The organism is Nocardiopsis deserti (assembly GCF_008638355.1).
GTDB lineage: Bacteria > Actinomycetota > Actinomycetes > Streptosporangiales > Streptosporangiaceae > Nocardiopsis > Nocardiopsis alborubida.
On sequence record NZ_ML703349.1, the window covers coordinates 239,692 to 262,772 of the forward strand.

The 23,081-nt window shown below is 72.1% G+C and carries 22 protein-coding genes and 1 CRISPR repeat array; of the genes, 12 read left to right on the forward strand and 10 right to left on the reverse strand.

Annotated features, from left to right (window positions below; all coding sequences use genetic code 11):
• Nucleotides 1-316: 316 nt before the first annotated feature.
• Nucleotides 317-2,371, forward strand: coding sequence for a hypothetical protein (locus FYW99_RS06180; protein WP_223838785.1), 2,055 nt, complete (start codon nucleotides 317-319; stop codon nucleotides 2,369-2,371).
• Nucleotides 2,372-2,399: 28 nt separating this feature from the next.
• On the forward strand, nucleotides 2,400-3,941 hold the full coding sequence (locus tag FYW99_RS06185; RefSeq protein WP_190394569.1) for a type 1 periplasmic-binding domain-containing protein: 1,542 nt from the start codon (nucleotides 2,400-2,402) through the stop codon (nucleotides 3,939-3,941).
• Between the two features lie 215 nt (nucleotides 3,942-4,156).
• Nucleotides 4,157-4,552: a CRISPR direct-repeat array (repeat unit 29 nt; unit sequence GTGCTCCCCGCGCACGCGGGGATGGTCCC).
• Nucleotides 4,553-4,623: 71 nt separating this feature from the next.
• Here FYW99_RS06185 and FYW99_RS06190 read toward each other — a convergent pair.
• Together FYW99_RS06190 and FYW99_RS06195 are read right to left on the reverse strand one after the other, a co-directional pair.
• Nucleotides 4,624-4,815, reverse strand: coding sequence for a DUF397 domain-containing protein (locus tag FYW99_RS06190; RefSeq protein WP_150250995.1), 192 nt, complete (start codon nucleotides 4,813-4,815; stop codon nucleotides 4,624-4,626).
• Between the two features lie 6 nt (nucleotides 4,816-4,821).
• Entirely contained in the window at nucleotides 4,822-5,658 is an 837-nt protein-coding gene (locus FYW99_RS06195; protein ID WP_150250996.1) for a helix-turn-helix domain-containing protein, read from the reverse strand.
• A gap of 182 nt (nucleotides 5,659-5,840) precedes the next feature.
• On the opposite strand from FYW99_RS06195, the gene FYW99_RS32205 reads away from it, so the two are divergent.
• The 6 genes from FYW99_RS32205 (at nucleotide 5,841) to FYW99_RS06230 (ending at nucleotide 9,486) form a co-directional block, all read left to right on the forward strand.
• Nucleotides 5,841-6,266: a hypothetical protein gene (locus tag FYW99_RS32205; RefSeq protein ID WP_223838787.1), complete on the forward strand. Its 426-nt coding sequence runs from the start codon at nucleotides 5,841-5,843 to the stop codon at nucleotides 6,264-6,266.
• Nucleotides 6,267-6,429: 163 nt separating this feature from the next.
• Nucleotides 6,430-6,681, forward strand: coding sequence for a hypothetical protein (locus tag FYW99_RS06205; protein ID WP_150250997.1), 252 nt, complete (start codon nucleotides 6,430-6,432; stop codon nucleotides 6,679-6,681).
• Nucleotides 6,678-6,974: a hypothetical protein gene (locus FYW99_RS06210; RefSeq protein WP_150250998.1), complete on the forward strand. Its 297-nt coding sequence runs from the start codon at nucleotides 6,678-6,680 to the stop codon at nucleotides 6,972-6,974. The genes FYW99_RS06205 and FYW99_RS06210 overlap by 4 nt, the downstream gene beginning before the upstream one ends.
• Nucleotides 6,975-7,189: 215 nt before the next feature.
• Nucleotides 7,190-7,396 carry a BldC family transcriptional regulator gene (locus FYW99_RS06220; RefSeq protein WP_150251200.1) on the forward strand — a complete coding sequence of 69 codons (207 nt, stop codon included), beginning with the start codon at nucleotides 7,190-7,192 and terminating at the stop codon, nucleotides 7,394-7,396.
• Nucleotides 7,397-7,543: 147 nt separating this feature from the next.
• Nucleotides 7,544-8,650 (forward strand): ATP-binding cassette domain-containing protein, encoded by a 1,107-nt coding sequence (locus FYW99_RS06225; protein ID WP_150250999.1) that lies wholly within the window; start codon nucleotides 7,544-7,546, stop codon nucleotides 8,648-8,650.
• Nucleotides 8,647-9,486, forward strand: a complete 840-nt coding sequence (locus FYW99_RS06230; protein ID WP_150251000.1) for an ABC transporter permease — start codon at nucleotides 8,647-8,649, stop codon at nucleotides 9,484-9,486. The genes FYW99_RS06225 and FYW99_RS06230 overlap by 4 nt, the downstream gene beginning before the upstream one ends.
• A 4-nt stretch (nucleotides 9,487-9,490) precedes the next feature.
• Here FYW99_RS06230 and FYW99_RS06235 read toward each other — a convergent pair whose 3' ends face one another.
• From FYW99_RS06235 to FYW99_RS06250, 4 genes are all read right to left on the reverse strand, one after another.
• Nucleotides 9,491-10,096, reverse strand: a complete 606-nt coding sequence (locus FYW99_RS06235) for a hypothetical protein (protein WP_150251001.1) — start codon at nucleotides 10,094-10,096, stop codon at nucleotides 9,491-9,493.
• Nucleotides 10,093-10,770, reverse strand: a complete 678-nt coding sequence (locus FYW99_RS06240; RefSeq protein ID WP_150251002.1) for a hypothetical protein — start codon at nucleotides 10,768-10,770, stop codon at nucleotides 10,093-10,095. The genes FYW99_RS06235 and FYW99_RS06240 overlap by 4 nt, the downstream gene beginning before the upstream one ends.
• Nucleotides 10,771-10,903: 133 nt before the next feature.
• Nucleotides 10,904-13,072, reverse strand: coding sequence for an ATP-binding protein (locus FYW99_RS06245; RefSeq protein ID WP_150251003.1), 2,169 nt, complete (start codon nucleotides 13,070-13,072; stop codon nucleotides 10,904-10,906).
• On the reverse strand, nucleotides 13,056-13,760 hold the full coding sequence (locus FYW99_RS06250; RefSeq protein WP_061083291.1) for a response regulator transcription factor: 705 nt from the start codon (nucleotides 13,758-13,760) through the stop codon (nucleotides 13,056-13,058). Before FYW99_RS06250 ends, FYW99_RS06245 begins: the two co-directional genes overlap by 17 nt.
• Nucleotides 13,761-13,980: 220 nt before the next feature.
• On the opposite strand from FYW99_RS06250, the gene FYW99_RS06255 reads away from it, so the two are divergent.
• Nucleotides 13,981-14,730, forward strand: coding sequence for a L,D-transpeptidase (locus tag FYW99_RS06255; RefSeq protein ID WP_223838789.1), 750 nt, complete (start codon nucleotides 13,981-13,983; stop codon nucleotides 14,728-14,730).
• A 67-nt stretch (nucleotides 14,731-14,797) separates the two neighbouring features.
• Complete coding sequence (locus tag FYW99_RS32210) at nucleotides 14,798-15,226, forward strand: hypothetical protein (RefSeq protein WP_223838791.1); 429 nt, start codon at nucleotides 14,798-14,800, stop codon at nucleotides 15,224-15,226.
• 135 nt (nucleotides 15,227-15,361) lie between these two features.
• Here the strand turns inward: FYW99_RS32210 and FYW99_RS06265 are convergent, their stop codons facing one another.
• Nucleotides 15,362-16,951: an FAD-binding oxidoreductase gene (locus FYW99_RS06265; RefSeq protein ID WP_150251004.1), complete on the reverse strand. Its 1,590-nt coding sequence runs from the start codon at nucleotides 16,949-16,951 to the stop codon at nucleotides 15,362-15,364.
• A gap of 356 nt (nucleotides 16,952-17,307) precedes the next feature.
• On the opposite strand from FYW99_RS06265, the gene FYW99_RS06270 reads away from it, so the two are divergent.
• A complete protein-coding gene (locus tag FYW99_RS06270; RefSeq protein WP_150251005.1) occupies nucleotides 17,308-18,564 on the forward strand; it encodes an FAD-dependent oxidoreductase in 1,257 nt (418 codons plus the stop codon).
• Between the two features lie 75 nt (nucleotides 18,565-18,639).
• Here FYW99_RS06270 and FYW99_RS06275 read toward each other — a convergent pair whose 3' ends face one another.
• From FYW99_RS06275 to FYW99_RS06285, 3 genes are all read right to left on the reverse strand, one after another.
• Nucleotides 18,640-19,113, reverse strand: coding sequence for a hypothetical protein (locus FYW99_RS06275; protein ID WP_150251006.1), 474 nt, complete (start codon nucleotides 19,111-19,113; stop codon nucleotides 18,640-18,642).
• Complete coding sequence (locus tag FYW99_RS06280) at nucleotides 19,110-21,488, reverse strand: molybdopterin oxidoreductase family protein (protein ID WP_223838793.1); 2,379 nt, start codon at nucleotides 21,486-21,488, stop codon at nucleotides 19,110-19,112. The genes FYW99_RS06275 and FYW99_RS06280 overlap by 4 nt, the downstream gene beginning before the upstream one ends.
• Before the next feature lie 272 nt (nucleotides 21,489-21,760).
• A complete protein-coding gene (locus FYW99_RS06285; protein WP_150251008.1) occupies nucleotides 21,761-22,465 on the reverse strand; it encodes an IclR family transcriptional regulator in 705 nt (234 codons plus the stop codon).
• Nucleotides 22,466-22,585: 120 nt separating this feature from the next.
• Here FYW99_RS06285 and FYW99_RS06290 point away from each other — a divergent pair, with 120 nt between their 5' ends.
• Nucleotides 22,586-22,999 (forward strand): nuclear transport factor 2 family protein, encoded by a 414-nt coding sequence (locus tag FYW99_RS06290; RefSeq protein ID WP_150251009.1) that lies wholly within the window; start codon nucleotides 22,586-22,588, stop codon nucleotides 22,997-22,999.
• The last annotated feature ends 82 nt before the right edge of the window (nucleotides 23,000-23,081 follow it).

Genomic DNA, 23,081 nt, shown 5'->3' on the forward strand with positions numbered 1-23,081 from the left:
CCGTTCGGATCGTCGGATCAGCGGTTCTCGTTCTTTCCCCTTCATGGAAACAGGGCCGCCGCCGCTCCGGAAGACGCCTCCTCCTTCTGTGGACAACTTCGGAGTGTGCCCTGTTCAAGCGCCCTCAGAAGTCCCATCAGCAACATCAGCAACACCAATATCAAATTTCACAAAAGAGAGCAGAGGGCTCATATGTGGAGGATTCTCATAACGCGTACGTCACAAAAAACCGATAAAGCCATAAATCAGAACAGGGCGCGCATCATATGTCGGTGGTATGCCGGAACGAGCGCGGACAAAGGGAGGCCATCGGGTCGTGTCGAGTGGCGGGCAGGTGCCGGACGGTCATGAGACGCCGGTCGGGCAGGAGGCGCAGGCCGTCTGCTACAAGGAACTCGTGGATCCCGGCTGGTCGGGGCCGCCGGGCCGCAGGCGCCCCATCCTGCTCGTCCACGGCCCCCGGGGGTACGGCAAGTCCCACTTCGCCCTGCACAAGGCCCGTGAACTGGAGAGGCTCGGCGTCCCCTACGCCCACCTCGACCTCGCCGACGTCAGGTACCACTCCAGCGTCCCCGACGCCTTCGCCGCGATCTCCTCCCACCAGGAGAAGGGCCTCGCCCGCGCCCTGCGCTACTACGGGCGCCTCCAGTTCCCCCGGCTCTGGATCAGCCTGATCACCGTCCGCCTGGAGATCGACCCCGACGGGGCGCCGGGCGACGAGGGCGACATCAGGAGCCGCAACGACCGGGCGCACGCGGAGATCACCGCCCTGGTGGACCAGGTGTGGCCCAGCGGCATGGGGCGGCTGAGCAGGTTCCTGAGCGAGGCGGGCGACCTCATCCCGCCCGCCGAACTGGTCGGCGTCGACTCGCTGCCCGTCGACCTGGCCCGGTGGGCCGCCGCCGTGTCGGGCGTGGGCGCCCGCGTCCTGGACCGGGTCTTCGAGTGGATGCGGGCCCAGGGCCAGGGCGGACAGGCCCGGGAGCAGGTGGCCGACTCCCTGTACCACCTGTGGCTCCAGGCGCGCGAGCCCGACGCGGTGGACGCCGTGTCCCGCGTCTCCAACCGGGAGAAGGTGGGCCGCTTCCTGAGCGAGGCCCTGTTCACCGACCTCCAGCACGCGGCCAGGCGCGTGGGCTACCAGCCCACCCCGGTCCTGCTGCTGGACAACGCCGACCAGGGCGTGGGGCCCGTGCTCCTGAGGTCCCTGGCCGAGGTCCCGGCGCCCTTCGCCCGGAGCGGGTTCTTCGGCGGCGTCGGCTTCCCGGAGCCGCTCACCGTGGTCGCCACCACGTCCGAGACGGTCGACGGCGTGCCCCTCGAACGGTTCTACGAGGACACCCGGCAGTACATGCGCTTCTCGGCCCTGGCCCCGCTGGACCGGCGCGCCGTCGGCGAGCTGTTCTCGCGCGCACGCTCCCGGGCCAAGGGCAGCGGCCACGTCTCGAACGAGATCGTCGACCTCCTCGCGGACTTCACCGGGGGGCACCCCGGGACCACCGCCCAGCTCGCCGACGCCTGGGTCGCGGTCCGCGGCACCAGCCTGCACGCCGCGCTCGCCCACCGCCCCGTCGACCCGGTCACCAGGCTGGAGTCCGCCGTGACCGTGGAGGAGGGCATGCTCACCACGGCCCTCGGCGTCGAACCGGACCGCCTCGACCAGCGCCTGCGGGAGGCGCTGGTCACCTGCTCCGCCGCCAGGGACCCCGACGCGGGGCTGTGGCTGAACCGGTCGGGCGAGCTCACCGAACGCGTCGAGGAGGAGCGCCTCCTCGACCACCCGCTGTGGGACCGCACGGCCCCGGAGACGACCACCGTGCTGCGCCGCCTCCTGTCCCGCAGCCTGGCCCGGCGCCCGAGCGGGGCCGCGGGGAACTGGGACGCCGTCCACCGCAGGCTCGCCGACCACTACGAGAGCGGGGAGTCCGACAACCGGCGCTCAGCCGAGTGCGCGATCTACCACCGCCTCTGCGCGGGACAGCTCACCCGTGTGGCCTGGCACCTCCAGGGCTGGCTCAAGGCCCCCGACATCGGCGGCGAGGAGTGGGTCCGACTGCTGCGGGGCGTCACCGCGGCGCCCCTGCGGGTCCGCCCGTCGTTCCCGCTCCTGGACGCGTGGACGCACACCTGGCAGCGGCACGCGGCCCCGGAGGGGGCGGAGGGCGCGGAGGAGACCGAGACCGTCCTCAAGCTCGTCGCGGCCCGCCAGATCCTCAACGACCCCGACCTCTTCCGCTCCGGGGCGCTGCACTCGGTCTGCCACATGGCGCTGAACGACCTCGCCGGGCGGGCTCCGAAGGGAGCGGCGCACATCTTCGACGAGGCGGCGTGGCACCTGCGGCTGGTCGCCAAGTTCGGCGCCAAGGCATGAGCGACCGCCCACCACCGAAGGGACGACCATGACCGGCCCCCATGACGCACACCTGTCGCCGCGCCCGCCCGGCGGGCCGGATTCCCTCGTCCGCAGGTGGCTGCGGCGGTGGTGGAAGCTGGTCGTCCCGGCGCTGGCGCTCCTGCTGCTGGTCCCGGCCGTCCTCTACTGGGACGTGTTCACATGCGGCGGGCCCGGAAGCGGCGTGCGCCTGTCCGAGGGACAGTGCGTGGGCGTCACCGACGGGTCGTACGTCTACCACGAGGAGTACGCCGAGGTGCAGGCCGCCATCGCCGCGGAGAACGCCCGGGTGGCGGAGGAAGCCGACGGGCACGTCGTCCGGATCGCCCTCCTGGGCATGCTCACCTTCGGCGACGTCAGTCCCATGGACCCCGTCCGCATGGTCAGGTCCCTGGAGGGCGCCCACACCGCCCAGATGCGGGCCAACCACACCCCCCACTTCGGTGACCAGAGCCCGGCGATCCAGCTCCACCTCGCCAACATGGGCGGGCAGCAGGAGAGCTGGGAGCCGGTGGTGGACGAACTCGTCGCCATGGCCGGAGACGAGGAGAACCCCCTCGTCGCGGTCATCGGCATGGGGGTGAGCGTCAGCTCCACCCGGGACGTGGCCGCCCGCCTCGACGTGCACGGCATCCCCATGGTCTCCGCCGCGGTCACCGCCGACGGCCTGGCCCACCCCGAGACGCCGGGCCTGATGCGCGCCGCGCCCAGCAACACCGAGTACGTGCGGGCGCTGCGCGCCTACCTCGACGACCTGGAGGAGACGCCCCGGGCGAGCCTGGTCTACGACGCCAACGAGCCCGACCTGTTCGTCTCCTCCCTGCGCGAGGCCTACGAGAACCAGCTCGGCGTCTACATCACCGGGCACCCCCAGGAGTACACCGGAACGACCGTCGGCGACCCTCCCCGTGCGGGCCTGTTCCACACGGTGACCCTCAACGTGTGCGCCTCGGACACCGACACGGTGCTCTTCGCGGGGCGGGCTCCGGACCTCAAGGAGTTCCTCGCCTCCCTGGCCAGCCGGGCCTGTTCCGACCAGCCCTTCCGGGTGCTGTTCTCCGTGACCGGCCTGACCGCCATGGACGACGAGGAGGTGATGGGGTACCTGCGCGACGGGGACATCACGCTGGTCTACGCCTCGGCCGTCGACCCGCGCTGGAGCGCGGGACAGGCCCCCGAGAACGCGCCGCCGCACTACGCGTCCTTCGTGAACGCCTTCCACGAGTACATAGGGGACGAGGACCCCGACGCCCTCAACAACGGGTACGCCCTGGTCAACCACGACGCGTTCGCCGTGGCGGCCAGTGCCGTGCGGATGACCAACGGGATGGACCTGGACGGCGGCCCGCCCACCGCGGAGGAGGTGGCGTCCCAGCTGATGCTGCTCAACAGCGCCCACGAGGTCCGGGCGGGCGGCGGGGTCCTCGGCTACAGCGACGAGTACGGCGGGGAGGCGGTCGGCCGGTACGTGCCCGTGGTCGAGCTGCCCCTGGAGGGGGAGGAGCCCAGGCCCCGCCCGCACATCATCGGTGGTGCCGGAGGGGTGTGACTCCCCGTTCTTGGGTGGCTGCCGCTCTCGGCGGGGCCGGGTACGCGCGGACACGAGGGCGGCCCGCCGAGCGCGTGCCTGTTCGACAACGTGGACGCATGGGCCTGTGTGGAATCATCTGTTGGATCGGACTTGGCTTTGTGGGTGAAATGTCTGTTTCTCGGGAAGTTGGAAATTCGGCTGCTTGCCACTGTTAAGTTCCCAGGTCGCTGACTGTGCTCCCCGCGCACGCGGGGATGGTCCCGGCGCAATCGTCGCCGTGCTGACCCTGACCGTGTGCTCCCCGCGCACGCGGGGATGGTCCCGCCCCTCCGAGTCCGCCCCGACCGACGCGGCCGTGCTCCCCGCGCACGCGGGGATGGTCCCAGCGTCAACCATCTGTGAACACCGGTCCCGGAGTGCTCCCCGCGCACGCGGGGATGGTCCCAACTGCAAGTAGTCCACGATGACCAGGTCGATGTGCTCCCCGCGCACGCGGGGATGGTCCCGCCAGATCGGCGCTGTCGGAGCGCACCCGGAAGGTGCTCCCCGCGCACGCGGGGATGGTCCCCGGCTGTACTTCCACACGCCGACGCGCTTCGCGTGCTCCCCGCGCACGCGGGGATGGTCTGATCAGTAGACTTCCCATGGGAACTGAGAAGGGGCCGCCAGCGGAGATCGCTGGCGGCCCCTTTTATGCGTGTTACCGGGAACGGACGCTGGTGAGGAACGCCGCCCACTCGGCTGAGGGTGCCTCCAGGTGACCGAGGTGGCGGTTCTGTGTGTCGCGGACGGCGGCACCTGTGCCGGTGTCCGCGACCTCGACGCAGTTGCCTGAGGTGGGCTGGCTGTAGCTCGACTTGCGGAAGTTGAGCGGGGTGGGAACTGAGGTCATGGTCTTCTACTCGATCATCTGTCGAAGGTGGTCGATCGTCTCGCCGGGGCGGAGGGCGGCCAGACGCAGGTGGTTCATCAGGTTTCTGTAGCGGGCGATCTCTTCGGGCTCCTCCAAGTAGATCCCATCGGTGTCCGTTTCCAAATAGACCACCGTGGGATCGACCGATTCGGGAAACTCCAGGATGACGAAGGGGCCTCCGCTCCCCGCGTTGAGCTGGGTCGCGCGCGTCACCTGGAGGGTGACATTCGGGCGCTCGGCCATCTCCAGCAGGTGCCGGACCTGCTCCTGGCGCACCAACGGGTGCTGCTCCAGCCTCAGAAGTGCGGTCTCGTCAAAGATGGCCCACAGTTCCGGTGCGTCCTCGTCGTCCAGGATGCGCTGTCGGGTCATCCGCGCGTCGATGGCGCGTCGGATGTCCTCTGGCTGGGCCAGTGCGGCTTGGGCGATGACTTCTATGTAACCCGGTATCTGGAGCAGGCCGGGCAGGACTACGGGCTCCCACGTGGAGATCGCGTTGGCCTCGGTCTCGAAGCCCACGTATCTCGCGGCCAGGACGTCTCGGTACCGGTTCCACCAGCCGCGTTCGAGGGACTGGCGGCACAGGTCGAGGATCTCCTCGTACTCGCGGCCGGGCGGCAGTCCGCAGGCGTTGAGGATGGCTCGGATTTCCGGGAGCTTCGGGCGCTGCTTGAGGCCGGACTCGATGTTGGAGTACGTCGACTTGGACAGCTCGGCGGCCTTCGCGACTTCCTCACTGGTCATGCGCGCGGCTTGGCGGATGCGTCGCAGCTCAGCGGACAGGCGACGTCGTCTGATGGTTGGCGAGTACCTGGTGGCCATGATGCCCCTGATCGTAGATCGTCGGCGGTCAGAGAGGGACATTTTAGGAATCCTGTAACTGGATATCGGGCGTAAGTGAACAACTAGGAATCCCGCTCTTGAAAACTTGGAATCCTAGATGCACTATGAGCCTACTCAGTTCCCGCCGGACCTCCCATCCGGCAGCCGAGAGGAGCCGCCTCGTGCGATACCTGATCCAGTGCTTCGTCATGCTGTGGCGGGCGATAGCCCCGCCCGCCCAGGGCCGCCACGCGCGGTCCGTGCCGCCTCCCGCTCGAACCCAAGCCCCGCGCCGCCGTCCGCCCGTGCGACGCCGCTGGGAGTGGCAGGACCCGCAGCCCGTCCCTCCGGAGCCCGTCGAACCCCCCGTGGAACGCGACCTGATCCCGCCCTACTACCGGGCTTGGGAGCGCACGCGAGCAGACAAGCGACCCGCCCCCGACCACCTCGGCGGCGACCTCCTGCACGTCATCACCCCGGCCGCGCCGCCCCCGACCCCGCGCCCGCGTCCGTCCGACGGACTCACCGACCTCGCAGCCGTGGTCCGCCAGTGGCACACCGCCCAGACCGTCCAGGCCGCCCGAACCTTCGAGGGGGTGAGGGCGTGAACTCCCTCGCCTTCCGGCCGCGCCGCCACCGCAGTCACCGCCGTCACCGCAGCCGCCGCGCCCGCCCCTTGCCGACCGCGCTGCCCACGGCACGGGTCAGCGTCGCCACGGGTGTCCTCCCGATCGTGCGCGCCGCGCACCAGGCACTCCGGGAGGCGAAGCGATGATGTCCGCGACCACCGCCGTCCCCGTCACGGATCTCACGTGCGACGACGTCCGCCTGTGCCGCGAGGCCAACGGCTCGGGCTCCCTCGCCTCCCTGGCCGTGGCCGCCTGCCACGTCGACCTCTCCCCGGGCTGGAGCACGCACGGTCGCGCCGCGCGAATCGCCGCCCTGGAGAAGCTCGCCCGCCTGGCCTCCCAGGCCGCGCACGAACTGCGCGAGGCCGACCAGCGGCAGGGGCGGAAGCCATGACCGCCGTACCCGAACCGCGCCGCGAAGCCAGGACCGTGTTCGAGGTACGCGAGGTCGAGAGCAGTGCGGCCCTGCACGCCTGGGCGTGCGCCCACGGGGTAAGGGTCCGCTACCTGGGCTCGACCTGGCAGCACGAGGAGGTCTACGGAGCCCGACAGGGCACGCAGGTCCGCGTGTGCCGCACCCCCTGGGAACACCACCGCCTCCACCCGGTCGTGTGGAGGTCACCGCTGGAGGCGCTGCCACCGGAGAAGCTGCCGTCCATCCCCCGGCAGCGCACACCCACTCCCTGAACCGGTCGCGGGCCCCGGGGGCCCCCCCCCCCCCCCCCCCGCCCCCCCCCCCCGCCCCCCCCACCCCCCCCCCCCCCCCCCAAGGCCCCCGGGGGGCGGGGGGGGCCCCCCCCCCCCCCCCCCCCCGCGGCCCCACCCTCCGCCTTCCGCCCCGCCTCCACCCCCGACGAAGGACAACCGTGCCCCGCACACCCCACACAGCCCGCAAGACCCGCATACCCCACGCACCCCACGCCGACCTGCCCGTCTCCCTGCTCACCGTGGCCGAGGTGGGCGACCTGTTCAGGGTCAATCCCAGGACCGTGAACCGGTGGGTCGCACAGGGGCGCATCCCCGTGGTGCGCACCCCCGGCGGCCACCTCCGCTTCGACCCGGCCGAGGTCCGCCGACTGCTCCGGGTCGGTCGGGAGCCCATGGCCTGAACCCCGGTGCAGAGGGGAGGCGGCACCCCGTTCCAGAAAGAAAAAAAGATTCTGTACGCCGTACGGAATTATCTCGATCCCCTCTGGCGTTCCCTTCTCCGTGGGTCGTACTGTACGGCGTACGACAAGCGTGGAGAGGGGAACGCTGTGAACACGACCGGAGGCGCGATCACCGTGCGCGGTCTGGGCAAGCGCTACGGAACCGGCTGGGCGCTGCGCGGGTTCGACCTGGACGTGCCCGCGGGCAGCGTGTGCGGGCTGCTCGGACCCAACGGCGCTGGTAAGACCACCGCCGTACGCGTCCTGGCCACGCTGCTGCGCGCGGACGAGGGCACCGCGCGCGTCGCCGGGTACGACGTGGCCTCCCAGGGGGACGCGGTGCGCCGGAGCATCGGACTGGTGGGCCAGAACGCCGCCGTGGACGAGGTGCTCAGCGGACGGCAGAACCTGGAGATGTTCGGCCGCCTGTACCACCTGGGCGCCCGGCGCGCCGCCGCGCGGGCCGACGAGCTGCTGGAGCGCTTCCGCCTGGCCGACACCGGGCGCAAGCCGGTCAGCGCCTACTCCGGCGGCATGCGCCGACGCCTGGACCTGGCCGCGAGCATGATCCTGTCCCCGCCCGTGCTGTTCCTGGACGAGCCCACCGTCGGGCTCGACCCCAGGGGGCGCAACGAGGTGTGGAACGCCGTCCGCGCCCTGGTGGAGGGCGACACCACGGTGCTGCTCACCACCCAGTACCTGGAGGAGGCCGACCAGCTCGCCGACCGGATCTCGGTGGTGGACTCCGGCCGCGTCGTCGCCGAGGGCACACCGGAGGAGCTCAAGTCCCGCCTGGGCGGCGACCGGCTCGACGTGGTGCTCCACGACGCCGCCGCGCTGGACCGGGCCGCCGCCCTCATCGGCCGGGTGGCCGGGGAGCGGCCCGAGGTCGAGGCCGACGCGCGTCGGATCGGCGTCGGCGTCCGCAGTCGGGTCGCGGCCCTCACCGAGGTGGTGAGGGCGCTGGAGGAGGAGGGGATCGAGGTGGAGGACGTCGCGCTGCGCCGCCCGACCCTGGACGAGGTGTTCCTGCACCTGACCGGCGGCCATGAGGACCGTGGCGACCGCGATGACCATGGCGACCGCCGTGGCCGTGAGGGCGTCGGTGAAGCCGGTGACGGCAGTGACGTTCATGGGGAACGCGGTGACCGCGAGGACCACGGCGAGCGCGGAGAGCACGAAGACAGCGACGACCGAGTGGGGGAGAACCGATGAACGAAACCAACGACACCGCTGTCCGGGCCGCGGGGCCCGCGCCCGCCGACCGGCTGCGCTGGGCCCTGGCGGACGGGTGGACCATCGCCCGGCGCGACGTCATCCACTGGCTGCGCCAGCCCGGCCAGCTCGTCGCGGGACTGCTGTTCCCCGTGGTCATGGTGCTGATGTTCGGCTTCCTGTTCGGCGGGGCGATGACCGTGCCCGGCGGCGGGGACTACCGGGAGTTCCTGATGCCCGGCATGTTCGCCATGGCGATGGTCTTCGGGGTGGGCGAGACGGTCACCGCCGTGTCCCAGGACGCCGCGCGCGGGGTCACCGACCGGTTCCGCTCCATGCCCATGGCGCCCTCGGCCGTCGTGGTGGGCCGGTGCGCGGCGGACATGCTCAGGTCGGCGATCACCCTGGTCCTGCTGGTCCTGTGCGGCCTGCTGGTGGGGTGGCAGTGGAACGGCGGCATCGGTGAGGCCGCCGCCGGGATCGGGCTGCTCCTGCTGCTGCGCTTCTCCCTGGTGTGGGTGGGCGTCTACGTGGGCCTGGCCGTGCGGGGCGAGGGAGCCGTCACGGCGGTGCACATGCTGGAGTTCCCGTTGGGCTTCCTGTCCAACGCCTTCGTGGCGACGGCGTCCATGCCGGTGTGGCTGGGCGCGGTCGCGGACTGGAATCCGCTGTCGTCCACGGTCGCCGCCACCCGGGAGCTGTTCGACAACCCGGGGTGGGGCGGTGAGAGCTGGATCGCGCAGAACGCGGTGCTCATGGCCGTGGTCTGGCCGCTGGTGCTCACGGCGGTCTTCTTCCCGCTGTGCGTGCGGCGGTTCCGGGCGCTCGGCCGCTGAGGGCTCAGGCGTCCGGGCGCGGGCCCGGGTCCTCCTCCAACGCGGTGAGGAAGGCCCGGGCCCGTCTGCGTTGGCGTGCGGTGATCGGCATCGCCACGAACAGCATGAGGGGGAACACCACGATGCCCATGACGTTGCCCCAGAACCCGGGTCCGGTGGCGTACGCCACTGCCCACAGGTTCAGTGCGAGGCCCAGACCGAAGATGGCGGACATGGTCTTCGGCCAGTACTGCTGCCGCAGAACCGCCTCGGCCTGGTGGCGGGCGATCTGGTTGACCAGAGGATCGGTGCCGGGGACACCGCTGCGGACCAGTCGCGCGGCCTCGCGCATCCCGGCCCGGTCGGTGCCCGGAGGCAGGGGGGTCGAAGGAAGCGATCTGACGATGACCATGGCCACGAACGTGCCGAAGAGGGCTCCCGCAACCGCACCGATCGGAAGGGCCCACATCGCGTCATCCCCGGGGGCCCGAAGGAGGAAGGCGAAGAAGAGCCCCATGCACGCACCGAAGAGGAGGCCGACGACGAGGCCGGCGCGGATCGCATAACCGCGCGGGTCCCGGTGAGCATAGGCACGGATACGGACGAACAGGGGAGGGCGCCGCTGGTTCATCGGCTCGTCCTTCCGTACGCGGTTTCGTGGAGTGCGCGGAACCCGCGTGCCCTCTCCAATCGCCGGAACTGGAGGGGCGCCAAAAACATGATCGCTCCGAAGAAGGCGAAGCCGTTGGCCTGGATTGCCATCTGGTTCAGGTCGCCTTCCCGGGCTCCCCACGCGAAACCGGCGGCATTCATCGCGAGCATCAGGACGCCGCAGGCGACGGGGACCAGCCGCAAGGCGGGGGAGGACAGGAGCCCCGCGTTCAAGGTGAGGGCGTCCGCCCATGCCCGGGCCACCTGGTCGGTCCAGGGATCGTTGCTGAGTACACCGTCGTTCACCAGCGCCCTCGCGGTCCGTGCCTGTTCGGGTGTGGTCCACGGAGGAAGCCGCCTCGGCGGCGCCGGTACGCGGCTGAACAGGAGGGGGAGCAACAGGGAGAGGGGAAGGACAGCCAAGGCCACGGCCGAGACCGCGGCCGACAGGACCGCCGCGAACTCCCCCCACTTCCGGAACGTCCCGGAGATGTCGGAGAACAACATCGCTCCGACGTTGAGGAACTGGGATCCCAAGAACACGCCGAAGAGAACCGCGCAGGTCGTCACTCGGCGGTCGTACGACCGGGCGTAGCCCTCCCCGACGTTCGGGACACGGACGTTCGGGACACGGACGTTCGGGGGTTGGCGCACGCATCCTCCGCGGGCCCGGGGCAGGGGGAAGCGCGGTCGGGCCGGTGCCGCGCCTTTCCGAATCCTAGACGAGACAGGGCATTCCGGGCGCGGCGTGACCGTCTCCGGCCGCAACTGCGGACCCGTCAACCTCTCAGTCCTCCGTCAGCCATTTCGATCCCTCCGGCCACTCCGGCCCCTCCAACGACCCCGGGCCCGCCAGCGGTAGCCGCACCGTGAACGTGGTCCCCTCGCCGACGACGCTCTCCACCGACACCGACCCGCCGTGCAGATCCACCAGGTTGCGCACGATGGCCAGCCCCAGCCCGCTGCCGCCGGTGCGCCGGTTGCGCGACTTGTCCGCCCGCCAGAACCGGTCGAACACGTGCGGCAGGTCCTCCGCCGAGATGCCCACACCGGTGTCGGCCACCTCGATGACCGCCTCCCCGCCCGATCGGCGCGCCCGCACGGTGACGGCCCCGGGCGCCGGGGTGTGCCGCAGCGCGTTGCCCAGCAGGTTCCCGACCACCTGGACCAGCCGGGTCCGGTCGGCGACGACCACCACGTCCCCGGCCTCCGCCGCCAGCCGCAGTCCGGACCCTGCGGCCTTCAGCCGCTGACTGTCCACCACCTGCTCCACGAGCGCCCCGGCGTCCACCGGCTCCGGGGACAGCCGCAGCCTGCCCGCGTCCGCCAGCGCCAGGTCCTGGAGGTCGTCGACGATGTCCTGGAGCAGCAGCGTCTCGCCGACCAGCATCCCCATCCGCTCCCGGTCCAGGTCGGCGACCCCGTCCTGGGCCGCCTCCAGCCAGCCGCGCAGGTTGCTCAGCGGCGTCCGCAGTTCGTGCGAGACGTCGCTGACCATCGCCCGGCGCTGCTTCTCCAACCGCTCCAGGTGCTCGGCCATCTCGTTGAACGCGTCCGCCAGCTGCCCGATCTCCCCGGAGTCGCGCACCTCCACGCGCGAGCGCCCGCGTCCCTCGCGCATCCGCCGTACCGCGTCGGTGAGCGCGCGCACCGGGCGGACGAGCCGCGTGGACACCGCCACGCTCACCACCACCGTCAGCACCAGCACCAGCAGCACCACACCGAACACCCGAACCAGGCCCTCGCCGGTCAGCGGCACGACGCCCGACGCCTCCGCCTCGGGGTCGTCGGTGAACAGCAGCGCCGCCGGGGCCACGTAGGGGTCCAGCTGCTCGCGCCGGGCGGAGTCCAGGCACGCGGAGGTGCGCGCGTCGAACCGCGGCGGCTCGGGAGGCGCCCCGGACCCCGAAACGCCCGACTCCTCGAGAACCGCACTCGGGAGCTGCTCCTCCTCGGGTACCTCGGGCCACCACGGCTCCTCCTCGGGTGCCGGATCGTCCTGCACGGGAGGCGCGTCCGAGCCCCCGGTCGCGCCCTGGTCCTCCGCGGACGGTTCCACGGGCACGGGGTTCGCGCCGCTGTCGGGATCGTTCGGCTCCTCCCCGGGGGGCACCCAGGACCCGGACTCGTCCTCGGGCACCCCGGGTTCGCGCGGAGCGCGGGCCTCGTCCGCGAAGCCCCCGGGGTCCGACACGGAGCCGAAGGGCAACGCCACGGGAACCCCGAGGGCCCCGTCCATCCGGTACTCCGCCGCTACCTCCGCCTCCTCGGGGGCCTCCACGCCCAGACAGGTTCTGAACAGCCCGTTCAGCTCGTCCAGCGCCTTCCGCTCCCCGTCGGTCGGCTCCTCCAGCGATTCCAGTCCGCATTCCAGCCACGCGTACCGGTCCGCCTGGACCCCGGTGACGGTGGGGCGTCCGCTCGGCCCGTCCTCCACCTCCACCGCCAGCCCGTACAGGTCGCGCAGGCAGGCGGCGGTGTTCTCCGCGACCTCGGCCAGCCGGAGCTGTTCCTGCTCCGACAGCGCGAACGGCCCCACGGCACGGGGATCGATGCGCCCGTTGACGTCGGAGGCGAGGGTGACGTCCACCGCCAGCGGGTCGACCACCGAGGTCGTCCGCGGCGGAAGCGGCCGGGCCTCCTCGGCCGAGTCCGCGATCAGCCCGCGGTTCTCGGTGGTCAGGACGATCCGCCGCCCCGTCTCCTCGGACAGGCGCCCCACCGTCTCGCCCACGCCGTCCCACCCGGGGTGGTCGGCGGCGTAGGCGACGAGCGTGTCGTGGATGCGGGTGTCCACGGCCAGGGTCTCCCCCTGCTGCACGGTGAGCGACTCCGACGTCCTCTGCACCGCCAGCCACGCCGTCGCGAAGATCGAGCAGACCGCCACCAGCACCGAACTCGCCAGCAGGCGGGCCAGCAGGCTGTGCCGCAGCGCGCCCCTACGCCGAGCGGTCATCGCTCTTCCCCACGAGCTTGTAGCCGACGCCGTAGACGGTGACCAGCCGCACCGGCCTGCGCGGGTTCGGCTCCAGCTTCCGGCGCAGGTTCTTCACGTGCACGTCGATGGTGCGCTCGGTGATGAACCGGCTCATGCCGTGGATGTGCTCCAGCAACTGGGCGCGCGTCAGGACCCGGCCCGGCTGGGCGGCGAGCGCGGCGAGCAGCTGGAACTCGGCGGGCGTGCACGTGACCGGGGCCCCGTCCACCCGCACCGCGTGGCGCGACGGGTCCACCGCGACCGGGCCCGCGCGCAGCACCCGGTCCGCGTCGTCGGGGTCCCTGCGCGACCGGCGCAGCAGCGTGCGCACCCGCGCCATCAGCTCACGCGGGCTGTAGGGCTTGGTGACGTAGTCGTCCGCGCCCAGGTCGAGCCCGGTCAGCAGGTCCTCCTCGGTGGAGCGGGCGGTGAGCATCAGCACCGCCACGTCGGACTCCGCGCGCAGGGCCCGGCACGCGTCGAGGCCGCTCATGACCGGCATCATCACGTCCAGGACGACCAGGTCGGGGCGGTCCCGGTGGTGCGCCGCGACCGCCGCGCGCCCGTCGTGCACGACGCGGACGAAGTGCCCCTCGTGCTCCAGGTAGCGCCGGATCAGGTCGGCCTGGTTGACGTCGTCCTCGGCGACCAGCACATGCGCGCACACGGTGACCTCCGATCGGCTTCCGGCCCGGTCGGGCTCGGTGCGGCTCGATCGTACGCGTGCGCGCGAGGGCGCCGGAGCGGGCCTTCGGAGCCGCCGCAGGTCACCACACGGGACACACACGACGGGCACACGGGTTCTTCACATTCGTCGGCCAGTGTTCGTTGTCGTCCGGAGCGTGAGCACACCGGACGCCTCCCCAAGCGAAGCCGGATGGAATCCCATGCGCCCAACGATGCCCGTGAGCCCCACCCGGGTTCTGACGTCCCTCGCGGTCGCCGCTGCCCTGGCAGCGCTCACGGCCTGCTCGTCCGCCCCGGCCGACGAACCGGCGTCGGAGGAAGCGCCCGTCGACACCGCTGACAACGGCGTCGAGGGCGTGGAGATCGCCACGGTCCTCGGCGACGGGGTCGCCGTCCACGCCGAGCCCGGCGGCGAGGAGGTGCTGCACACCCTCGCGAGTCCGAACGACTTCGGGGTGGAGCGGGCGTTCCTCGTCGAGCGCAACGAGGGCGAGTGGCTCCAGGTGCTGCTGCCGGTCCGACCGAACGGCAGCACGGGCTGGGTCAGGAGCGAGGAGGTGTCGCTGACCACCACGGAGTACCGCGTGGAGGTCGACACCGGCGACTTCGCGTTCACCGTCTTCGACGGGGAAGAGGAGGTGCGTACCGGGGTGATCGGCACGGGGGAGGGCGAGACCCCCACCCCCGAGGGCCGCTACTACTTCACCGAGCTGCTCCAGCCGCCGGACCCGGAGGGGCCCTACGGGGTCTACGCCTTCGGTCTGAGCGGGTTCTCCGAGACGTTGGAGACGTTCGCGGGCGGGCCCGGCCAGCTCGCCGTGCACGGCACCAACGACGAGGACGCCCTGGGCCGCCAGGTCAGCCACGGGTGCGTCCGGGTCTCCAACGAGGACATCACCTGGATGGCCGAGAACCTGCCGATCGGCACCCCGGTCGAGATCTCCGCGTGAGCCGACCGGCTCCGGACCGCCGCGCGGGACGGTATCCCGCGCACACGAACCACACACGAGGACTGCCATGCGTCTGAAGAACTACCTGATCGTCGCCGGTTTCGCGGCCGCCGCCCTGTTCGGCGGATCTCCCGCCTGGGCCGACGACGCGGTCGCCCCCTCCGGGTCCCCCGCCTCGGTCGACTGCCCGGCGGACCCCTCCCAGGATCCCGCGCCGCCCGCCGAGATGCCGGGTGCGGAGGCGCCTATCGAGGACGAGGAGCCGCCCGTCAGGAAGCCGGTTGTGGAGACGCTCGTCGAGATGCCGGGTGCGGAGGCGCCTATCGAGGACGAGGAGCCGCCCGTCAGGAAGCCGGTTGTGGAGACGCTCGTCGAGAAGCCGGGTGCGGAGGCGCCTGTCGAGGAGCCGGGCGTGGAGGTCGAGCTGTGCGAGGACCCGGGCCAGTCGGAGCCCGCTCCCGTTGCCGTGCCCGCGTACCCGACCTACATCGGCTGACCAGCTGATCCATGACCGGTGTCACCCCGTGGCGAGCACGGGGTGACACCGCGGGGAGGGGCCCGCCGCACATGCGGCGGGCCCCTTCCGCGTGCCCGGAGCGCGCCGGAGCGGGCGGCCGTCCGCCGGTCCGGTTCAGGAGGACTCGGGGCCCTGCCCGGCGTCGCCCGCCGACGCGGGGAGTTCGACCGACTGCCGGTGCCGGAACACGTTGAGCGGGTCCCACCGCTTCTTCACCCGCTGCAACCGGGGGTAGGAGTCCTTGTAGTAGAGCTTGGACCAGCGGTCCTTCGAGGTGTTCCAGGCCGGGTCGTCGAGGTCGACGTCGGGATAGTTGACGTAGCACCCGTCGGTGGCGTCGCCGACCACGGGGACACCGCCGGTGGACGCGAACGTCTTGCGGTAGATGTCGCGGATCCACGCGATGTGCCGGGCCACGTCGGAGTCCGGCTCGGTGCGCTTCCAGTAGACCTGGTACTGGAGCTTGAGCACGGAGTCGCGCTGGGGAACGGCGGTGTCCTCCAGCGGCTGGTTGATGGCGCCGCCGTAGGAGTCGACCTGGATCAGGGCCTCCTTGTTGACGTAGTCCGTGTAGTGCTCCTTGCCCAGGTAGGCCCACATGGCCTCGATCTGCGCCGGGCTGAAGGGCCTGCGCAGGTAGGCCGACTTGTACTTGCCGCACCGGTTCTCACCGGAGCCGTTGAGCACCTGCGTGGCCGTCAGCCAGGGCAGCCTCCGGGGCGCCAGCATGCCCTGGACCGGCGGATGCTCCCCCATGGGCGCCGCCATCTGCCCGGAACGCGGCGCGATGCCCCCGTCCACGGCCTCCAGGAACTCCTCCATGGCCCGTCCGCCCTCGGGGTCGTCGGCGTCGACCTGGGCGACGAGGCCGATCTCCCCGTTGCTGACGTGGTTGAGCTTGAGCATCGCGAACAGCCTCCCGGACGCCTCGTCCGGGTCCTGGTGGTCGCGGAAGTACGCGCCGTACGCCGTGACCAGGTTGGCGAAGTCCTCCTTGGTGAAGTCCGACCACTGCCACGAGCGTCCGGTGAGGAGCACGTTCGACGGGGGTTCGGGCAGGTCACGGAACCAGAACCGGGTGACGATCCCGAAGTTCCCGCCGCCGCCCCCGGTGTGCGCCCACAGCAGCTCGCGGCGGTCGGGGTCGGGGTCGTCCCGCGTGGCCACCACGAGCTCGACCGAGCGGTCGGGCCGCACCACCGCCACCTCCACCGCGTACAGGTAGTCCACGGTGAGCCCGCACTGACGGGAGAGCAGGCCGTAACCTCCGCCGGTGATGTGGCCGCCCATCCCCACCGAGTAGCAGGAGCCGCCCGGCAGGGCCCTGCCGCTGAGCGGGTACAGGTGGCTGTAGGCGTGCCAGTTGGTGGCGCCCGCCTCCACGCAGTACGCCTCCAGCACGGGGTCGCGGTAGACCCCGCACATGGGGCTGATGTCCAGGATCACGCGGACGTCGTCGCCGCAGACGAAGTCCTCGTAGCAGTGGCCACCGGAGCGCACGGTGATCCGTGTGCGGTCCGGCTGGGCCGCGGTCTGGTTGACCGCCTCGGACAGGGCGCGGGCGGCGCCCTCGGGTGAGCCCACCAGCCGGACGTAGTCGGGCCGGGCGATCCAGCGCTGGTTGAACCCCCGGTTGAGCGCGGGGTAGCGCTTGTCGGAGGGGGCGATGGTGGTCAGGGGAGGAATGTCGTGGCCGTGGGACATGGAAGCCGCCTGAGCTGCGAGGACAACGAGACGCCATGGGGTTACCCAGCGTGTCCGGCTGCGAAAAGTAGCCGACCGCCCTCGGGAGTTACGGACGGTGATGGTGGACCGTAAGGTAGGAGGCCTCGTCGCCGAAACGGCTTTTCGCGCACACACGCGCTCCCGGACAGGGACGGAGCCGGAAGCGGGAACTCCTCTGAGACACCCGAACCCCTGCGAACCCTCCGGCCCCCGTACTCCCTCCGACTCCCCGGCGGGACCCCTCGGGCGACCGGAACGGAGCCCTGGTCGGCGCCGCCCGCGGCTCGCCGGTCCGCGTCCGGGGCGGACGCGGGCGGCTGGCCTACTCTGGCGCCATGACTGATCTGCCGCAGCGCTGCGACGCCGTGGTCGTGGGGGCGGGCATGGCCGGGCTGGTCGCCGCCGCCGACCTCGCCGCCGCCGGGCTCGACGTGACCGTCGTGGAGGCCGGGGAGTCCGTGGGGGGACGCGTCCGCAGCGACGTGCGGGACGGCTACGTGCTCGACCGCGGCTTCCAGATCCTCAACACCGCCTACCCGGCCGTCCGCCGCCGCCTGGACCTGGACGCCCTGCGCCTGCGGTCCTTCCCCAAGGGGATGGCCGTGCGCACCGACCGGGGGCTGCTGCGGCTGCACCCCTCGCCCTCCGGGGCCCTGTCGTCGCTGTCCCTGCTGTCCGGATCGCTCGTACGCCCCTCCGACCTCTTCCGCCTGCTGCGCGCCGTGACCGCGGACGCCCTGGAACCGGCCGACCGGATCAAGGCCAGGCCCGAGACCGACACCCTCACCGCGCTGCGCCGCCTCGGCCTGGGCAAACGGGCCGTGAACACCCTGGTGCGCCCCTTCCTGACCGGCGTCTTCCTCGACGAGTCCCTGAGCACGTCCAGCAGGGTCAACGACCTGGTCTGGCGCAGCTTCGCGCGGGGGCGGCTGACCGTTCCGGAGGCGGGGATCCAGGCCGTCTCCGACCAGCTCGCGGCGCGCGCCGGGAGCGCGCGGTTCCTGCTGGGGACGGCCGCGCACGAGGTGGCGCCGGGATGGGTGCGCACCGAGGCGGGAACCGTGCGGGCCCGCGCCGTCGTGGTCGCGGTCGGCCCGGGTGCGGTGCCCAAACTCCTGCCCTCGCTGCCCGCGCCGGTGCTCAACCCCGCCACCACCTACTACCACTCCCGTCCCGCCGGACCGGAGGACGACCCGCTCCTGCACGTGGACGGGCGCTCCCGGCGCATCGGGACCAGGCTGACCAGTGTCATGGTGCTGACGGCCACCGCCCCGTCCTACGCACCTCCCGGCCGGGCGCTGATCGCCTCGTCCACGGTGGGCCCCCACCAGCCCCCGGAGGCGGAGGTGCGCGCCGAGGCCGCCGGGATCCTGGGCGCGCACGACGGGGACTGGGAGCACCTGGAGACGGTGCACGTGCCCGACGCCCTGCCCGCGGCACCGCCGCCCCTGGGCGACCTGCGCCGTCCGGTCCGCCTGGAGGAGGGCCTCCACGTCGCGGGCGACCACCGCGACACGCCCTCGCTCCAGGGGGCCCTGGTCAGCGGGGAGCGCGCCGCCGCCGCGGTCCTGGCCGACCTCGCCGGGCGGTGAGCCCGCCGCGGCCGCCCGTACGACGTCGTGCGGGCGGCCGCGTCAGCCTCGCGCGGAACGGATCCGCGCGGTCCCTCAGGTGGCCAGGATCTGCGGTGAGACCGTCTTGAGCATCGCGTCGGCCCAGCTCATCTGCCGTAGCGACTGCGGGTGGCACCGCTTGGTGAGCGCCAGCAGCCCGGCGTCCGCGGTCACCTGCGCGCCCTGTCCGAGCAGGTCCCAGTCCAGCGACACGCCCGCCGCCATGCGGTACAGCCGACGCAGGTCCGCCAGGAGCAGCAGGTCGGGGTCGGAGTCGTCGCCCGGCAGTTCGCCCGCCTCCTCGGTGGGCGGGTCCGGGTTCTCCAGCTCCGGATCCCCGAGGTCCAGGCCGTAGCGGGCACCGGCCTCGGCGATCTCCCGCACGTGCTCGCGCGACCAGCGGACCAGGTCCCTGGCCACGTGGTGGATCTCCTGCTCCTTCTCGTGCCGGTCGGCGATCCTGAGCAGCTCCCCGGCCAGGGCGCTCTCGGCGTCGTACAGTTCGCGCAGGGCCACAGTGATCCTCATCGTCCACCTCCGGTGACGTGTTCCTCGGAGGCGGCGTCGGGGCCGCCCACGGTCTCGGGCACCCCGGTGCCGACCGGCCGGGACGCGGTCGTCGTCGGCGCGGGCGCGGGTGAGCCGTCTCCAGGTCCCAGGGGCCGCAGCCGGGCCGCCGCGGTCTTGAACAGGGGCTGCTTGGACACCGGGTCCCAGTCGGTGACGGTCGTCTCGTTGGCCGCCCGGTCGCGGTCGAGGGAGCCCCCGTCGGCATGCCGGTCCCAGTAGCCGTAGTGGAACGGGACGAACAGCACCCCGGGGCGGATGTCGTTGATCCGCGCCCGTGCCCGGATCACCCCGCGGGGCGAGGTCACCTCGACGGGATCGCCCTCGGAGACCCCGGCCTCCCGGGCGTCGGAGGGTGAGACCTCCACCCAGACCTCGGGGGCCGCCCGTTGCAGCTGGGGCGAGCGCCCGGTCTTGGTGCGCGTGTGGAAGTGGTAGAGCGTGCGGCCGGTGATGAGCGCGAAGGGGTACTCCCCGCCCGGCTCCTCGTGCGGCGGCAGGTACTCGGCGGCCTTGATGATCGCCCGGCCCTCGGGGTTCATCGCCTTGTACTCGGTCGGCTCCAGCGGCGCCCCGGTGACCAGGTCGCGGCCGTAGCTCTCGCACTGGTCGGGCGCCGCCCAGAACCGGCCGTCGGCGTAGAGGCGCTCGGTGCCGTCCGGGTTCTGGTCGTTGCAGGGCCACTGCACGCCGCTGCCGCCGCGCAGTTTGCCGTAGGTGAGGCCGGTGTAGTCGCACGGCCGTCCGGCGGTGGCGCCCTTCCACGCCTCGAAGGCCGACTCGGGGTCGTGCCACTGCGGGAACGGCGCGCCGTCCTTGTCGCGGAAGTCCATCCGCCGGGCGTAGTCCAAAAAGATGTCCAGGTCAGGCCGGGCCTCGCCGGGTGGCTCGACGGCCTTGTCGGACAGGTGGACGGTGCGGTCGGTGTTGGTGAACGTGCCCGTCTTCTCGCCCCAGGTCGCGGCGGGCAGCACCACGTCGGCGAGTTCGGCCGTCTCGGTCAGGAAGATGTCCTGCACCACCAGGAACAGCCCCTCCCGCGCGAGCACCGAGCGGATCCGCGCCAGCTCGGGCAGCGACACCGCCGGGTTGGTGGCGCTGACCCACAGGAACCGGATCGACCCCTTCTCGGCGTACCGCATGATCTGCATCGCGTGGGTGGGCGGCGCGTAGTGCGGGATCTGCATCGGGTCGAGGTTCCACACCGCGGCGAGGTCGTTGATGTGGTCGTCGTTGCTCCAGTTGCGAAAGCCCGTGAGGTCGCCGTCGGCGCCGCACTCGCGGGTGTTCTCCGCCGTGGGCTGCCCGTTCATCTGGAGGACGCCCGCGCCCGGCCTGCCGAGCATGCCGCGGATCAGGTGGATGTTGTTGACCTGCACGGACGCGGCTGTCGCCTGGTGCGACTGGTAGAAGCCCTGGAGCACGGTCGACATCAGCCGCTCGGCACCGCCCAGGAGCACGGCGGCCTCGCGGATCCGCTCCGCGGGGACACCGCAGATCCCGGCGGCGCGCTCGGGCGGGTACGCCTCGACCTCCGCGACCAGGGAGTCGTAGCCGACCGTGTGGGCCTCGACGTAGTCGTGGTCGACCATGTCCCGCCGGATGATCTCGTGCAGGATGCCGTTCATCAGCGCGACGTTGGTCCCCGGCAGCGGCGCCAGGTGCAGCGCGGCCTCCCGCGCCACCGGGGTCGGCCGGGGGTCCACGCACAGGATCCGGGGCGGGTTGGGCCCGGCCAGCCGGTCGAGCACGCGCGTCCACAGCACGGTCTGCGTCTCGGCCATGTTGTGGCCGTAGAGGGCGATGACGTCGGCGTGGTCGATGTCGGTGTAGGAGCCGGGCTGTCCGTCGCAGCCGAACGACTCCTTGAGCGCGGCGGCCGCGGTGGCCGTGCACAGCCGGGTGTTGCCGTCCATGTGGTTGGTGCCGATGGCGCCGTGCCCGATGGCGGCGAGCGTGTAGTACTCCTCCAGGAAGAGCTGCCCGCTGGTGTAGAAGCCGATCGCGCTGGGACCCTGCTCGTCGAGCAGTTCCCTGCTGCGCCGCACGACCAGGTCCATCGCGGTGTCCCAGTCGGTCTCGACCAATTCGCCGTCCCGGCGCACCAGGGGCCGGGTGAGCCGGTCGGGCGAGTGGTTGGCCTGCCACCCGTAGAGGTCCTTGGGCCCCAGGCGCCCGTGGTTGACCCGGTCGCCCTCCCGGCCCCGCACCCCCACGATCCGGTCGTCCTTGACCGCGATGTCGAGCCCGTCGCCGTTGGAGTGCAGGATCGTCGCGGACTGCACCCAGCGGTCCACCTGGTCGGGGCCCACCCCCTCGGCCAGGTGGCTGTCCACTCTGGCCGGCCATTCCTGGCCGGGCCCGTACGGGGTACGCGACCCCCATGGTTCGGCGACCCTGTCCCTGGACGGCACCGACACCACCCCTTCCCGTGTGGCCGAAACGCGTGGACGCCGCTACCCGTGGGGGAAACGTGTAAACGGCGCGGGGACCGGTCCCGACACGGCCCACCCCGAGCGGACCCGGACGCGGGGCGGGAACCCACGCCCGAGCGGATCCGGGCGGCGGCTGTCAGCGGGGTGCCCGTGCCGGTCCCGCCCGGCCCGGCTCAGGGCAGATGCACCATCCCGGCGATCCGGCGGGCCGCCTCCCGCACGGCGGCGCCGAAGGGGGCGGGGTCGTCCAGCTCCAGGACCGAGATGCCGACGCTGGCCACCGGCTCGGAACGCGTCCCGACCACCGCCGCCGACACCCCGGTCACCGCGTTGGTCACCTCGGCGTGGGAGACGGCGTAGCCCCGCCCGCGGGCCAGGGCGACCTCCTCGCGCTCCCCGGGCCGGGGCGGCATGGCCGCGAGCAGCGCCAGACCGGCCGACCCCTTGTCGATGGGGTCGACCCGCCCGGTCCGGAAGGCGATGTGGGCCGTGGCCCTGCGCGGTTCCACCACCATCAGAGCGCGCGCCTCGTCCTCACCCTCGGGAACGACGAGGTGCGCGGTGGCCCCCTGCGACTCGGCCAGCTCGGCCAGGACCGGACCGGCGACCTGGCGCAGGTCCGCCTCCACCGACTCGGCCAGTGCGACCAGTCCCGGCCCCAGGGTGATGCGTTTGAAGGGACCGCGTTTGCACAGCCGGTGCTCCTCCAGCGTGCGCACCAGCCGGTGGGCGACCGTGCGGTGCACCCCCACCCCCTCGGCGATCTCGGTGAGCGACAGTCCGTGCGGACTGCGGCTGAGCAGCTCCAACACCTCGATCCCGTTGTGCAGGGTCTTGGACGTCCTGGTGTTGGGCCTGTCGGCCGGTGTCTCGGGCATCTGGCTCCTCTCGCATCGCGAAGATACACCTCCCGCCTCTTGACGCAGGTGACGTGTGACACATACGTTAATCCTTAATTGCACACCTAGTGCGATTATCGCACACATGGAGGGGGAGGCATGGACGGTTCGCTGGTCACCGGCATCCACCAGCTCTACGCGCGCCAGTCCCACCTGATCGACGGCGGCCACGCCGACGCCTGGGCCCGGACCTTCGCCCCCGACGGCGAGTTCCACTCACCGACCTATCCCGCGCCGGTCGTGGGGCGCGACCGCCTGCGCGCCTTCGCCGAGGACTTCGCGCACGCGGCCCGGGAGGCGGGCGAGGTGCGCCGCCACGTGGTCACCAACCTCTTCGTGGAGTCCGCGGACACCACACAGGCGCAGGTCAGCGCCTATCTTCAGGTCATCGGTACCCGTGTGAGGGGCGACACCAGAATCCTGAGGCTCACCACCGTCAGCGACCGGCTGGTCCGCGACGGGGAGGACTGGCGCATCGCGCGCCGGGACGTCCGGCGCGACGACACCGCCTGAACCCGGGCCGCGTCCTCCGACCCCGGCCCACCGACCGACACGTTCCCACCGGCCAGCCCCGGCCCCACCCGACCGAACCCGG